We start from the raw sequence: 13,545 nt of genomic DNA on the forward strand, positions 1-13,545 counted from the left end.
CGGGCCGGCTCCACCTTGTCATATGGGCCGACCGGGCCCGGGAGGGGCCTTGCGAGGGTCACCGTCCGTCGTAGCCGGCCGTGGGCATCGACAGCCGCCGGTGCACCCGTGCCTTCGCCTGCGCGTCGTACGACGGCTCGGCCCGCCCGACCGTCTCCACGCGCACCCCCCGGCGGGCGCACTCGGCGGTGAACTCGTCCACCGACGACAGGGCCCGCCGCAGCACCCGCAGGCTGGGGGCCACGAACAGGTCCACGCCGGGCCGGACCCCGTCCCACAGCGCGCAGTGGTCGAACCGCAGCCCGCCGACGAGGAGTTCCCGGGCGATGACGTAGCCGTGCTCGGCGGCCCAGTGGGCGCACATGGCGTGCTGACTGCGCGAATCCACCAGGAAGGGGTCGGCCTCCAGCTCCTCCAGAGGTGTCAGGCTGGCGATGGCGGTCACCCGCACCGGCGTGAACGCGCCGAAGCAACCCAGCAGCTGTCCCATCGCCTACCCCTCACCTCCGGGTTTCGCCGCCGACCCTACTCCTGCCCGTAGGCTTCGGGGAGTCGCGTGAAGGAGGCGAAGAAGGTGCCGGTGGAGATCACCTGGTGGGGTCACGCCACCTGCACGGTGGAGGACGCGGACACACGGGTGCTCACCGATCCCCTGTTCGCCCGCCGGCTGGCGCATCTGCGGCGCCGCCGGGGTGCCGTGCCGCCCGCCGGGGCCCGTCGCGCGGACGTGGTGCTCGTCTCCCATCTGCACGCCGACCATCTCCATGTGCCGTCGCTGGCCTGCCTGGAACCGGGCACGCGCCTGCTCGTGCCCCGGGGCGCACCACGGTCGGTACCGGGTCTGCGCCGGCTGCGGCAGCTGCGGATCACGGAAGTGGCGCCCGGTGACGAGGTGCGCGCCGGCGGCCTGCTGATACGGGTGGTGCCGGCGCTGCACGACGGGCGGCGGCTGCCGGTGGGACCGCACCGCTCCCCCGCGCTGGGCTACGTCGTCCAGGGCGAGGCACGGACCTACTTCGCCGGGGACACGGGGCTGTTCGACGCGATGGCCGAGCAGGTGGGGCCGGTGGACGTGGCACTGCTGCCGGTGGGCGGCTGGGGGCCGTACCTCGGGGAGGGGCATCTGGACGCGGGACGGGCGGCGCGGGCGCTGGCCCGGCTGGCACCGCGGGCCGCGGTCCCGGTGCACTACGGCACGTACTGGCCGATCGGCATGGACGCGGTGCGCCCGCACGAGTTCCACGCCCCGGGTGAGGAGTTCGTGCGGCTGGCGGCCGAGGCCGCGCCCCGGGTGGCGGTGCACCGGCTCGGGCACGGGGAGAGTGTGCGGCTGGAGGTCGCCCGGTGAGATGGCCGGCCGCCGCGGTGCTCGCCACCGCCATGACGTCGACCGTGCCCGACCCGACGCGGCAGGCGCTCGGCTATCCGTCGCTGTTCCTGCTCGTGCTGACCGGGGCGCTGGTGCCGGTGGTGCCGACCGGGGCGCTGGTGAGCGCGGCGGCGGTGGTGGCCTTCCACCGGACGGCACCCTTCTCGCTGCTGCTGGTGTTCCTGACGGCGTCGCTGGCCGCGTTCCTGGGGGACGCGGCGCTGTACTGGCTGGGCCGGCGCGGACTGCGGTCGAAGAACGGATCGCGGTGGCTGAAGGCGATCCGGTCGCGGGCACCGGAGGAGCGGCTCGGGCAGGCCCAGGAGAAGCTGGCCGGGCACGGGGTGGCGGTACTGGTGCTGTCGCGGCTCGTCCCGGCCGGGCGAATACCGGTGATGCTGGCCTGTCTGCTGGCCGAGTGGCCGCTGCGGAGGTTCAGCCGGGGCAACCTGCCCGCGTGCCTGGCCTGGGCGGTGACCTATCAGGTGATCGGCATTCTGGGCGGCTCGCTGTTCAGCGAACCGTGGGAGGGCGTCGTCGCCGCGATCGCGCTGACCGTCCTGGTCAGCGCCGTGCCGGGGGTGGTGCGGCGGGTGCGGTAGTCCTCCCGCCGACGGCGTCGGGCCCTGACAGCGCGTCAGTCCAGCACGCTGGAGGCCCCCACCGGCAGGTCCCACAGGTTCTCCCGGTCCAGGCCGGCCCGCTGCCAGGCGGCCCGGGTGCGAATGAGGGGTTCGAGGACCGGTTCGGCGGAGAGGACGAACGTGCCCCAGTGCATGGGGGCCATGCGGCGGGCGCCCAGGTCCAGGGTGGCCTGCACCGCCTCTTCGGGGTCGCAGTGGACGTCGCTGAGCCACCAGCGCGGGTCGTAGGCGCCGACGGGCATCAGGGCGAGGTCGATGCCGGGGTAGCGGCGGCCGATGCGGGAGAACCAGTGGCCGTAGCCGGTGTCGCCGGCGAAGTACAGGCGCTGTCCTTCGGCGGCGGTGAGGACCCAGCCGCCCCAGAGGCTGCGGCAGGTGTCGGTCAGGGTGCGCTTGGACCAGTGGTGGGCCGGCACGAAGTCGAAGCGGACGCCGGACAGTTCGGCCCCCTCCCACCAGTCCAGCTCGGTGACGCGGGTGAACCGGCGCCGGCGGAACCAGCGGCCGAGCCCGGCGGGTACGAACACCGGGGTGTGACGCGGGAGTCGGCGCAGGGTGGGAGCGTCCAGGTGGTCGTAGTGGTTGTGGCTGATGACGACGGCGTCGACGCGGGGCAGGGAGTCCCAGGGCACGCCGACCGGGGTGATGCGGGCCGGGGTGCCGAGGATGCGTCGGGACCAGACGGGGTCCGTGAGGACGGTGAGCCCGCCGATGCGGACGACCCAGCTGGCGTGCCCCGCCCAGGTGACGGCGACGGTACGGGTGTCGACGCGGGGCAGCGGCGCCGGCGCGTACGGCAGCCGGGGGAGGTCGGCGAGGCCGTCCGGGCCGGGGCGTAGGGCGCCTTCGCGGGCGAAGCGGGCCATGGCCCTGAGGCCGGGCAGCGGGGCGGTCAGCCGGTCGTGGAAGGTCCGGGGCCACACCCGGTGCTCGCCCAGCGGGCGGGGCCCGGCCGGCGGCGGGGACGGAGGCGCGAGCGGGACCGGCGTGCCGGGTGTGCCGGCCGGCGTGGCCGTCGGGGCCGGACCGGGCTCGTGCGTCTGCGTCATCGAGGAGACTCCCGTCGCTGAGCGTCGTCGCGGAGATCGCCGAAGGCCGACCTCAATGAGGTCAACGCGCGGTGAAGGTGGGGCAGTTCCAGCGGTGCGGGGGACGTGAGGCATTCCAGGCGCTCCTGAGCCGTGCCGCCCAGCAGGGCTCCGGTGGAGAGCCGTACCCGCAGCGCCCCCAGATCGTCACCGAAGCGGTGACCGCCGGCTGCGGGCATGCCGAGCCGGGCGGTGAGGACGTCCTCCAGTTCCTGCGCGTCCCCCACGTCCCGGGCGGCGAGCGGTTCGCGCAGCGGCCCGAGGTCGGCGTACAGGTGGCGGCCGGCCCGCGGCGGCCGGGCGAGCGCGCCGGCGGCGACCACCGCCGTGTACGCGGCGGCGGCCACGCGCGCGTGCAGCCGTACGGTGGCCTCGCGCCGCTCGGTGACGGGCGGGGGCTCGTCGAGGGCGTAGCCCGCGGCCGCGGCGACCGGTGCGGCGATGCGGGCGCCCAGTGCGGTGAGGATGTCGAGCACGCGCGCGTGCAGGTGCCGTCCGGTGCCGGTGTCCGGGAACCGCGCGACGGCGGCGGGCCAGCCGGTGGGCAGCAGGGCGCCGGCCAGGTCGGTGACGACGGTGACCCGGTCGGGCCGCATCTCGGCGGGGCTGAGCAGGACCGTCCCGTGCGGGTCGTGCAGGGTGTCGCGCCAGGTCTCGTCGCTGACCAGGTGCAGGTCCTCGGCGGCGGCGGCCTCCACGGTCTCGTGCAGCAGTTCGGGCGGGGCGACGGTGGCGGTGGGGTCGTCGGCGACGGACAGCACCAGCAGCCGTGGGTCGCCGCCCTCGGCGCGGACCCGGCGGACGGTCTCCAGGAGGGCGTACGGGTCGGGGACGCCGCCGCTCTCGGCGGTCGTCGGCACGTGGTAGACGGGCCGCCCGAGGATCCGGGCGTACGGTGCCCACCAGGCGGCGCAGGGGCGGGGCACGAGGACGTCGGCGCCGTCACCGGCGAGCGCGGCGGTCAGGGCGAGCAGCAGGGCGGGGGCGCCGGGACCGGCGGCCACCTGGTCGGGGACGGTGGGCAGTCCGCGCCGGGTCCAGTAGCCGCAGGCCGCCTCCAGCAGGGCGGGGGCGCCGCCGACGGGCTGGGCGTCGGAGCGGCTCGCGGCGGCGGCGAGGACGGCGGACAGTTCGGGGAGCACGGGCAGCCCGTCGGCGGGGAGGGGCGGGCCGTAGCGGACGGGGCCGTGGTCCTCGCCGGGATCCGTCCGCCGCATGTCCGCCTCCGCGCAGTCCGTCGTGCCGTCGTGCCGCCCGGTGGGGCCGCGCTGTCCGTCCGGGTCCCGCCGCTCCCGTCAGCCGCCGCCGTCCCGGCTGCCGGGGGTGCCGCCGTGTGTGCCGTGTGCCGTGTGTCGTGTGCCGTCGGTCCGTTCCGTCGCCGTGCCGTCGCGAAGGTGTCTACCCGCCCGGTCGCTCTCCATGAGCGGCGGCACGGTCGCCCTGGTCACATTCCCGTGGACCGGTCCCCCGCGGAACGCCTGCGGCCGTACAGCCGGTACCCGGCTCCCACGCAGGCCGCCGCGATGAACACGCCGCCGGTGACGAGCGCGGGCACGGAGCCGGCGAAGGTGCCGCCCTCGCCCGCCTCCACCCCGCGCTGGACGGTGGCCGGGGCGCATCCGGCGCCGTCGTGGGACTCGCGGCAGTCGGGACGGCCGTCCGGGCAGGCCCCGCCGGGGGTCTGTCCGCAGCGGTGCCCCCCATCGGCACAGGACGCCGCGCCGGCACACTGCTTGCCGGCGTCGTGCTTCCCCCCGTCCTGTTTGCCCCCGCCCCCGTCCTGCTTCTGGCCGTCCTGCTTGCCCTCGCCCCCGTCCTGTTTGCCCCCGCCTCCGTCCTGCTTCTGGCCGTCCTGCTTGCCACCGTCCTGCTTACCGCCGACGTCCTGCCTGCCGCCCCCGTCCTGCTTGCCGGTGTCGTCCTTGCCGGGCTCGTGGCACTGCTCGCCCGGCCCGCACGCGGACCGCTCCGGGCACAGCTCGTCCTGCGGGCAGCGCGTGTCCTCCTGGCAGGCACCCCCTTGCTCGCACAGCGCGCCCGCCTCACCGGCGCAGGGTGCGCCCCCGTCGCACGCGTCGGCGGTGCCCGCGGCGGCGGACGGGCAGGCGCCGTCCGGCGGAGCGGCGCCGAGGGGGTCCGGCGCCTCTCCGGAGAGGGCGTCGCAGGGGACGGAGAGGGGGACGGCGGCGGGGCCGGCGACGGCGGTCGGCCCGGTCAGGGCGAGCGCGGCACCGGCGGCGAAGGCGACGGACAGGGTGCGGACGGTGCGGCGCATGGGAGGGGCTCCTCGGCGGGCGGCGGGGCGGTCGGAGGGGCGGTACGCCGGCGCACCGGTACGACGGCAACGCCGTGCGGCGCCCGGGTACGGGGCACGGGTCGTGCCCTCGCTGCCATCACAGCCCGCCCGGCGCCGTACCGCGCGCGGCCGGACCCCATTCGCGGGACACACGGGGCCAGGCGGGTGACGGGCGCGCCGGAGGAGCCGGCCCGAGGTTTTCCGTCCCCCGGGCAGGTGACTCGGACCCTGCTGACCGGATCGTCCGCACCGCACCGCACCGCACCGCACCGGGGAGGTCTCTCCATGAGCATCAAGGTCTCCGACCACATTCTCGAGCGCCTGCGCGCCTGGGGTGTGGAGCAGGTCTTCGCCTACCCGGGCGACGGGATCAACGGCCTGCTGGCCGCCTGGGGCCGGGCCGAGGACCGGCCGCGTTTCATCCAGTCGCGGCACGAGGAGATGTCCGCCTTCGAGGCGGTGGGGTACGCCAAGTTCAGCGGCCGTATCGGCGTGTGCGCGGCGACGTCGGGGCCAGGCGCCGTCCATCTGCTCAACGGCCTTTACGACGCCAAACTGGACCATGTGCCGGTGCTGGCCATCGTCGGCCAGACCAACCGGACCGCGATGGGCGGCTCCTACCAGCAGGAGATCGACCTGCACACGCTCTACAAGGACGTCGCCTCGGAGTTCGTGGAGACGGTGACGGTGCCGGAACAGCTGCCGAACGTGCTCGACCGGGCGATCCGCACCGCGTACGCCCGGCGCTGCCCGACGGCGCTGATCATCCCCGGTGACGTGCAGGAACTGGACTACTCGCCGCCGACGCACGAGTTCAAGATGGTGCCCTCCAGCCTGGGCATGAGCGACTACACGACGACCCCGACGGACGAGGCGCTGCGCCGGGCCGCGGACGTGCTGAACGAGGGCGACAAGGTCGCGGTCCTGATCGGCCAGGGTGCCTCGGGCGCGGTCGCGGAGGTGCAGGAGATCGCCGAGCTGCTCGGCGCAGGGGTGGCGAAGGCGCTGCTCGGCAAGGACGTGCTGAGCGACGAACTGCCGTACGTCACGGGGCCGATCGGGCTGCTGGGCAGCCGGCCGTCGTACGAGATGATGCGGGACTGCGACACGCTGCTGACGATCGGTTCGTCGTTCCCGTACACGCAGTTCATGCCGGAGTTCGGCAAGGCGCGCGGCGTGCAGATCGACATCGACCCGCACATGATCGGTATGCGCTACCCCTACGAGGTGAACCTCGTCGGGGACGCCCGGGCGACGCTGCGGCAGCTGATCCCGCTGCTGAAGACGGACCGGGGCGGGCGCGAGTGGCGCGACACGGTGTGCGCGAACGTGCGGCGCTGGCACGAGACGATGGACCGGCGGGCCGCGCAGTCGGCCGACCCGATCAACCCCGAGTACGTGGCCCGGGCGCTGGATCCGCTGCTGCCCGACAACGCGATCCTGACCTCGGACTCCGGGTCGGTGGCGAACTGGTACGCGCGGCACATCACCATGCGGCCGGGCATGCGGGGTTCGCTGTCGGGGACGCTGGCGACGATGGGTCCGGGGGTGCCGTACGCGATCGGGGCGAAGTTCGCCCACCCGGACCGGCCGGTGTTCGCCCTCGTCGGGGACGGGGCGATGCAGATGAACGGCCTGGCCGAGATGATCACCGCGGCGAAGTACCGGGACCGCTGGTCCGATCCGCGGCTGGTGGTGGCCGTGTGGAACAACCAGGATCTGAACCAGGTGACCTGGGAGATGCGCGCGATGGAGGGCGCCCCGTCGTTCCTGCCGTCGCAGTCCCTCCCGGACGTGCAGTACGCGGCGTTCGCCCGCTCGCTCGGCCTGACCGGCATCCGGGTGGAGAAGGCCGAGGACGTGGAGGCGGGCTGGCGGGCGGCCCTGGAGGCGGACGGGCCGGCGGTGATCGAGTTCCTCACCGACCCGGCTGTACCGCCGATCCCGCCGCACGCCACCTGGGAGCAGATGGAGGCGACGGCCAAGTCGGTCCTGAAGGGCGACGCCGACCGGGGCTCGATGATCAGGCAGGGCCTGAAGGCGAAGGTCCAGGAGTTCCTGCCGGGGCGGGACAAGCAGTAGCCGCGCGGCTGTGGCACGGCACCGGCCTACCGGTAGAAGACCGCTACGCCCCCGTGGTGCGAGCACGCGCCCTGATGGTGGGCGGCGTACGAGTAGGTGCCGTCGTTGCAGAGAGCGGTGGCGCCGTTCGACGCGTCGCCGGAACCACCCGAGGAGCTCGAACTCCCGCTCCCGGACGACCCGCCCGACGCGTCACCACCGCCTCCCGAACCCGCGGCGGCCGCGTGCGCGGTGACGGTGACCCTCACCTTCACCTTGACCGTCTTCGTCGCCGTCACCGTCGGCGCGGGCGCGGGCGTCGCGGTCTCCGTGGCCGTGGCCGTCGCGGTGACGGTCGCGGTCGCGGTCGGCCGCACCTTCGCGGCCGCCGCCTTCACATCCTTGCCGTTGTCGTTGCTCCGGCCGTCGGCACCGGCGCCGATGCCGATGAAGAAGGCGAGCCCGAGGGCGGGCAGTACGTAGCGCTTCCGCGCCCACCTCGGCGCCGTTCTGACAGGCGGCTGTGGCGGCATGGTGTACGGGTCGGTCATGTGTCCCCCCAGGGCGCGTCGGAGCGCTGACCGTAACGCCCCCTGTGAAGACCGTGTGCCGTTTCGGTGTAGTAGTCATCTGTTCGTTATTCAACTGTGGTCGGCATTCCGGTCACCGTGGCAGCACGCCGGTCCGGCGAGCTGCGTCCCTCTTGGCGCCGACCGCTGTTACGGGAGAGCCCATCCGGGTACGCGGTGCGGACCGTCGACCCTCTGGAGGGAGACATGCAGCGAGGCAGTGACCGGCTGAGCGTCCACCGTGACGACGAGATGAAGCATGAGCTGAGGGGGTTGCTGAGGTCCGGGCATCCGACGCGCGTCGAGGAGTGGCACGACCCCGAACCGGCCGCGGACGACGATCCGGAGGTCTGGAGCGGCCCGGTGGGCGGCCTGGGCTCCCCGGCGTCGCTGGAGCGGACGAGGCTGGAGCTCGCCCGGCACTTGAGCCGGCACACGTTCCCGGCGAAGCCGGGCGAGGTCGCCCGGGCGCTGCGGCGCAACAACGCGCCGGGCGGCCTGATCGACGCCGTGGCCGCCCTGCCGCACGGGGAGCGCTACGAGAACGCGCAGCAGCTGGCGGAGGCGCTGGCGGGCGGCGAGTGAGCGGGGGCCAGGCGGCTCGGATCGCGGGTGGCGGCACGGTCGACACCGTCGACGTGGGAGATGTCACCACGCGGTTCCTGCTGTACGGGCTGCTGCCCGGCTGGTTCGTCCCCGGGCTCGCCGACTGGGTGATGCACCGGCGGACCCGGATCGAGGACACGGCGGGGACGAAGGAGTCCCTGCTGCACTCCCTGATGATGGCGGAGGTGGGCGCGCCCATCGCGCTCACGCTGCGCTACGAGGTCAATCCGCTGCTGCTGACCGTGCAGCTGGGCGCGGCGGCGGTGCACGAGGCGACGGCGCTGTGGGACGTGCGGACGGCCGTCGGCAGTGACCGGGAGGTCAGGCCGGTCGAGCAGCACATCCACAGTTTCCTGGAGTCGCTGCCGTTCGGCGGACTGGTCGCGCTGATGTGTCTGCACGCCGATCAGGTGCGGTCGTTGCTGCGGGGCGGGCGCGGGGACCCGGACGCGTGGCGGCTGGTGCCGCGCCGGCGCCCGCTGTCGCCTGGCTATCTCGCGGGCATCGGTGTGGCGATCGGGGCGTGCGTGCTGCTGCCGTACGGCGAGGAACTGGTGCGGTGCCGGCGGGCTGCCCGGGACAGGAAGCGGCGTGCCCGGGCGCACCGGGCCGTGCTGCGGAGAGTGAAAGGAAGCTGAGGATCATGCGTATCGCGTTTCTGGTGGCCCCCGAGGGCGTCGAACAGGTGGAGCTGACCGAGCCGTGGCAGGCGGCCTCCGCAGCGGGGCACGAGCCGGTGCTGGTGTCGACGGAACCCGGGAAGATCCAGGCGTTCAACCATCTGGACAAGGCGGACACCTTCCCCGTGGACGAGGTGGTGGGCGAGGCGTCGGCCGGGTCGTTCGGCGGTCTGGTGCTGCCGGGCGGCGTCGCGAACCCGGACTTCCTGCGGATGGACGAGAAGGCCGTCGCGTTCGTGAAGGACTTCTTCGAGCAGGGCCGTCCGGTCGCCGCGATCTGCCACGCGCCGTGGACGTTGGTGGAGGCGGGTGTCGTGCGTGGCCGGGTGCTGACGTCCTGGCCGAGTCTGCGCACGGACATCGAGAACGCCGGCGGCACCTGGGTGGACGAGCAGGTGAAGATCTGCGACCACGGTTCCAACAAGCTGGTGACCAGCCGCAAACCGGACGACCTGAAGGCGTTCTGCGACGCGTTCCTGCACGTGTTCGCCGCCGAGACGGCCGGCTGACCGTCACCCGGACGCAGCAGGGGCCGGCCCGTGGGGGCCGGCCCCTGCTGCTGCCCGGGGCGCTGCCGGTGCCGGTCGCCGCGGGCAGTCAGGTGCCCGAGGTGCCCGGGACCGCCGTCTCGCCGCTGCCCCGCCCCCGGGCGCCCTCGCGGGTGCGGGACGAGCTGACCAGGCGGCGCGGGTTGCGGCGCAGGAACTCGCCCTCCAGCTGCGCCATGCGCTCGTTGTGGGCCCGCAGCGCGTCGTTCGAGCCGTACAGGAGGGTGTCGTGACGCGTGCGGTGGATCGTCTCCAGCTCCTTCATGAGCTGCTGGTCGTCCAGCCGGCTGGGATCGACTCCGGTCGTGGTGGTGCCCCGCTCATCGTGTTCGTTCATGGGGTCCGGGTACCCCGCCCGGCGCCCGCTGCCCCCGGAGGTTCTGCCCGGGGAGTCACCGGGCGCGCTCGACCCGGCGTTCGTCCCAGACCGGTTCGGGGGTCTCGCGGACCCGGCCGTCGCTGCCGAAGACCAGGAAGCGGTCGAAGGAGCGGGCGAACCAGCGGTCGTGGGTGACCGCGAGGACCGTTCCCTCGAACGCCTCCAGACCCTCCTGGAGGGCCTCGGCGGACTCGAGGTCGAGGTTGTCGGTCGGCTCGTCCAGGAGGAGCGCGGTGGCGCCCGCGAGTTCCAGCAGCAGGATCTGGAACCGGGCCTGCTGGCCGCCGGAGAGCCGGTCGAAGCTCTGTTCGGCCTGCTGGGTCAGTTCGTAGCGGCGCAGCCGGGACATGGCGGCGCCGCGGTCCTGGGCGTGTTCCTTCCACAGGATGTCGAGGAGGGTGCGGCCCCGGAGTTCGGGGTGGGCGTGGGTCTGGGCGAAGTGGCCGGGTACAACGCGCGCGCCGAGCTTCCACTGCCCCGTGTGCGTCACGTCCTCGCCGGCGAGCAGGCGCAGGAAGTGCGACTTGCCGGAGCCGTTGGAGCCGAGGACTGCGACCCGTTCGCCGTAGAAGACCTCCAGGTCGAACGGCTGCATCAGGCCGGTCAGCTCCAGCCCCTCGCAGGTGACGGCCCTGATGCCGGTCCGGCCGCCCTTCAGGCGCATGGTGATGTCCTGCTCGCGGGGCGGCTCCGGCGGCGGGCCGACCTCCTCGAACTTGCGCAGGCGGGTCTGCGCGGCCTGGTAGCGGGAGGCCATCTCGTGGCTGACGGCGGCGGCCTGCCGGAGGCTGAGCACGAGCTTCTTCAGCTGGGCGTGCTTCTCGTCCCAGCGGCGGCGCAGTTCCTCGAAGCGGGCGAAGCGCTCCCGGCGGGCCGCGTGGTAGGTGGCGAAGCCGCCGCCGTGCACCCAGGCGTCGGCGCCGGCCGGGCCCGGCTCCACGGAGACGATCTTTTCGGCGGCGCGGGCGAGGAGTTCACGGTCGTGGGAGACGAACAGGACCGTCTTGCGGGTCTCCCGCAGCTGTTCCTCCAGCCAGCGCTTGCCGGGCACGTCGAGGTAGTTGTCGGGTTCGTCCAGCAGCAGCACCTCGTCGGTGCCGCGCAGCAGCGCCTCCAGCACGAGCCGCTTCTGCTCGCCGCCGGAGAGGGTGCGCACCTGCCGCCACTGGGCGCGTTCGTAGGGCATGCCGAGCGCGGCGGTGGTGCACATGTCCCACAGGGTCTCGGCCTCGTAGCCGCGGGCCTCGGCCCAGTCGGAGAGGGCCTGCGCGTACGCCATCTGGGCGGCTTCGTCATCGACGGTCATGAGGGCGTGCTCGGCCTCGTCGACGGCTTTCGCGGCCTGGCGGAGTCGGGGCGGGGCGACGGAGACGAGCAGGTCCCGTACGGTCGTCTCGTCGCGTACGGAGCCCACGAACTGGCGCATCACGCCGAGGCCGCCACCGACGGTGACCGTGCCGCCGTGCGGCTTGAGCTCGCCGGAGACCAGCCGCAGCAGGGTGGTCTTGCCGGCGCCGTTCGGGCCGACCAGGGCCACCACGGCGCCTTCGCCGACCCGGAAGGACACGTCACCGAGCAGCGTCCTGCCGTCGGGGAGGTGGTACTCGAGGTGCGCGGCTTCCAGATGTCCCATGGGCAGGCATTCTCCGGGTCGCCCGGGACCCGGGGCAAACCGTTATCGAAGGCGCCGGGCGGCGCCCGCGCCGGCCCCGGCGGCGTCAGGGCCCCTGCGCGGGCCCCCGGGGCGGTGAGCGCCCGGCGTGCGGAGCACAAGAAACGGGCGCTTACGGGTAAGCGCACCCCATGAGCCCAGACCTGGACCTGACTGTCCCCGCCTCCGCGGCCCGGACCCCGCTGCGCACGGCCCTCGCACTCGACGGCCGGCTCTTCCAGGCCGCCGCCGGCTGGCACTGGCCGGGGGCCGAGCGGGTGCTGCCCCGGCTGAGCCGCGGCGCGAACCACGGCGTGCTGTGGTGCGGGGTGGCCGCCGCGATGGCCGCGAGCCGCACGCCGCGGGGCCGCCGGGCGGCGGTCCGCGGGCTGGCCTCGCTCGGCCTGGCCTCACTGACGATCAACACCGTCGGCAAGGCGTCGGTGCGCCGGGCACGGCCGGCCCTGGATCCGGTGCCGCTGGTGCGCCGGCTGAAGCAGCAGCCGATCACCACTTCCTTCCCGTCCGGGCACGCCGCCTCCGCCGCTGCCTTCGCGACCGGGGTCGCCCTTGAGTCGCCGGCGTGGGGCGCGGCGGTGGCGCCGGTGGCGTTCTCGGTGGCGGCGTCCCGCGTGTACACGGGGGTGCACTTCCCGAGCGACGTGCTGGCCGGGGCCGCGCTCGGGGCGGGCGCCGCCTTCCTGGTACGGCGCCTGGTGCCGACCCGTGCGCAGGTCCGGGACTCCGCCCGCCCGCGGGCCGCGGCCCCGGCGCTGCCCGAGGGCGACGGACTGGTGGTGGTCGCCAACCAGGGGTCGGGCACGGCGGACCGGGTGCGCGCGCTGCACGACGCGCTGCCGAAGGCGGAGATCGTCGAGTGCGCGCCGGAGGACGTCGCCGAAGAGCTGGAGAAGGCGGCGGCCCGGGCGCGGGTGCTCGGGGTGTGCGGCGGTGACGGCACGGTGAACGCGGCGGCCGGGGCCGCCCTGCGGCACGGTCTGCCGCTCGCGGTGCTGCCCGGCGGCACTCTCAACCACTTCGCCTACGACCTGGGCGTGGAGGACGAACGGCAGCTGGCCCGGGCGGTCCGGCACGGCGAGGCGGTCCGGGTGGACGTGGGCCGGTTCGCCTCCGGGGACACGGAGGGCGTGTTCCTGAACACGCTCAGCCTCGGTGTCTACCCGGAGCTGGTGCGCGCGCGGGACGGCTGGTCGCACCGGATCGGCGGCTGGTCGGCCGGGGTCCTCGGGGCCCTGCGGGTGCTGCGGGCCGGCCGGCATCCGCTGGAGGTGGTGGCGGGGGGTGAACGGCGACCGCTGTGGCTGCTGTTCGTCGGCAACGGCGTCTACCACCGGATGGGTCTCGCACCGGGCCGCCGGACCGATCTCGCGGACGGTCTGCTGGACGTGCGGGCGGTGCACGGCAGCCGCAGGCCCGCGCTGCGGCTGCTCGCGGCGGCGGCCGCGGGCCCGCTGACCCGGTCGCCCGCGCACGCGGCGGTGCAGGTGAACCGTCTTCGGCTGACCGGCATCGCCCCCGGCACCCCGCTGGCCTACGACGGCGAGGTGACGACCGTGTCGGGCGAGGTGCGGCTGGAGAAGCTGCCCGAGGCCCTGACGGTGTACTGCCCGCTGGACGCGTGCGCCTGACAGCC

General features: G+C 74.5%; 14 protein-coding genes. 7 read left to right on the forward strand and 7 right to left on the reverse strand.

From position 1 onward, the window contains the following. Positions 1 to 58: 58 nt before the first annotated feature. Complete coding sequence (locus ABZ117_RS29595; protein ID WP_356825012.1) at positions 59 to 490, reverse strand: hypothetical protein; 432 nt, start codon at positions 488 to 490, stop codon at positions 59 to 61. A gap of 84 nt (positions 491 to 574) precedes the next feature. Between ABZ117_RS29595 and ABZ117_RS29600 the strand changes: the two genes are divergently transcribed. Next, positions 575 to 1,348, forward strand: coding sequence for an MBL fold metallo-hydrolase (locus ABZ117_RS29600; protein WP_356825125.1), 774 nt, complete (start codon positions 575 to 577; stop codon positions 1,346 to 1,348). A 32-nt stretch (positions 1,349 to 1,380) separates the two neighbouring features. After that, positions 1,381 to 1,971, forward strand: a complete 591-nt coding sequence (locus ABZ117_RS29605; protein WP_356825127.1) for a VTT domain-containing protein — start codon at positions 1,381 to 1,383, stop codon at positions 1,969 to 1,971. Positions 1,972 to 2,006: 35 nt separating this feature from the next. On the opposite strand, the gene ABZ117_RS29610 is transcribed toward ABZ117_RS29605, so the two are convergent. From ABZ117_RS29610 to ABZ117_RS29620, 3 genes are all read right to left on the reverse strand, one after another. Further along, positions 2,007 to 3,062, reverse strand: a complete 1,056-nt coding sequence (locus ABZ117_RS29610; RefSeq protein ID WP_356825014.1) for an MBL fold metallo-hydrolase — start codon at positions 3,060 to 3,062, stop codon at positions 2,007 to 2,009. After that, the gene (locus ABZ117_RS29615; RefSeq protein WP_356825016.1) at positions 3,059 to 4,318 is read right to left on the reverse strand and encodes an aminotransferase class I/II-fold pyridoxal phosphate-dependent enzyme; all 1,260 of its coding nucleotides are present in this window, start codon (positions 4,316 to 4,318) and stop codon (positions 3,059 to 3,061) included. The genes ABZ117_RS29610 and ABZ117_RS29615 overlap by 4 nt, the downstream gene beginning before the upstream one ends. Before the next feature lie 227 nt (positions 4,319 to 4,545). After that, on the reverse strand, positions 4,546 to 5,376 hold the full coding sequence (locus tag ABZ117_RS29620) for a hypothetical protein (protein ID WP_356825018.1): 831 nt from the start codon (positions 5,374 to 5,376) through the stop codon (positions 4,546 to 4,548). Between the two features lie 306 nt (positions 5,377 to 5,682). Between ABZ117_RS29620 and ABZ117_RS29625 the strand changes: the two genes are divergently transcribed. Further along, positions 5,683 to 7,479 (forward strand): thiamine pyrophosphate-requiring protein, encoded by a 1,797-nt coding sequence (locus tag ABZ117_RS29625; protein WP_356825019.1) that lies wholly within the window; start codon positions 5,683 to 5,685, stop codon positions 7,477 to 7,479. A 26-nt stretch (positions 7,480 to 7,505) separates the two neighbouring features. On the opposite strand, the gene ABZ117_RS29630 is transcribed toward ABZ117_RS29625, so the two are convergent. Next, positions 7,506 to 8,009 carry a DUF3761 domain-containing protein gene (locus tag ABZ117_RS29630; protein WP_356825021.1) on the reverse strand — a complete coding sequence of 168 codons (504 nt, stop codon included), beginning with the start codon at positions 8,007 to 8,009 and terminating at the stop codon, positions 7,506 to 7,508. A gap of 225 nt (positions 8,010 to 8,234) precedes the next feature. Here ABZ117_RS29630 and ABZ117_RS29635 point away from each other — a divergent pair, with 225 nt between their 5' ends. From ABZ117_RS29635 to ABZ117_RS29645, 3 genes are read left to right on the forward strand one after another with little or no spacing between them, the layout of a single operon-like run. Next, on the forward strand, positions 8,235 to 8,612 hold the full coding sequence (locus ABZ117_RS29635) for a DUF2795 domain-containing protein (protein WP_356825023.1): 378 nt from the start codon (positions 8,235 to 8,237) through the stop codon (positions 8,610 to 8,612). After that, positions 8,609 to 9,271, forward strand: a complete 663-nt coding sequence (locus tag ABZ117_RS29640) for a diguanylate cyclase (RefSeq protein WP_356825025.1) — start codon at positions 8,609 to 8,611, stop codon at positions 9,269 to 9,271. Before ABZ117_RS29635 ends, ABZ117_RS29640 begins: the two co-directional genes overlap by 4 nt. Positions 9,272 to 9,276: 5 nt before the next feature. Beyond that, positions 9,277 to 9,822 carry a type 1 glutamine amidotransferase domain-containing protein gene (locus ABZ117_RS29645; protein ID WP_356825027.1) on the forward strand — a complete coding sequence of 182 codons (546 nt, stop codon included), beginning with the start codon at positions 9,277 to 9,279 and terminating at the stop codon, positions 9,820 to 9,822. 88 nt (positions 9,823 to 9,910) lie between these two features. On the opposite strand, the gene ABZ117_RS29650 is transcribed toward ABZ117_RS29645, so the two are convergent. Continuing rightward, complete coding sequence (locus ABZ117_RS29650; RefSeq protein ID WP_356825029.1) at positions 9,911 to 10,198, reverse strand: DUF6158 family protein; 288 nt, start codon at positions 10,196 to 10,198, stop codon at positions 9,911 to 9,913. Positions 10,199 to 10,253: 55 nt separating this feature from the next. Continuing rightward, a complete protein-coding gene (locus ABZ117_RS29655; protein WP_356825031.1) occupies positions 10,254 to 11,873 on the reverse strand; it encodes an ATP-binding cassette domain-containing protein in 1,620 nt (539 codons plus the stop codon). A 170-nt stretch (positions 11,874 to 12,043) separates the two neighbouring features. Between ABZ117_RS29655 and ABZ117_RS29660 the strand changes: the two genes are divergently transcribed. Beyond that, entirely contained in the window at positions 12,044 to 13,540 is a 1,497-nt protein-coding gene (locus ABZ117_RS29660; RefSeq protein WP_356825033.1) for a phosphatase PAP2 family protein, read from the forward strand. Positions 13,541 to 13,545: the final 5 nt, after the last annotated feature.

It is taken from the genome of Streptomyces sp. NPDC006309 (assembly GCF_040613095.1).
Classification (GTDB): Bacteria; Actinomycetota; Actinomycetes; order Streptomycetales; family Streptomycetaceae; genus Streptomyces.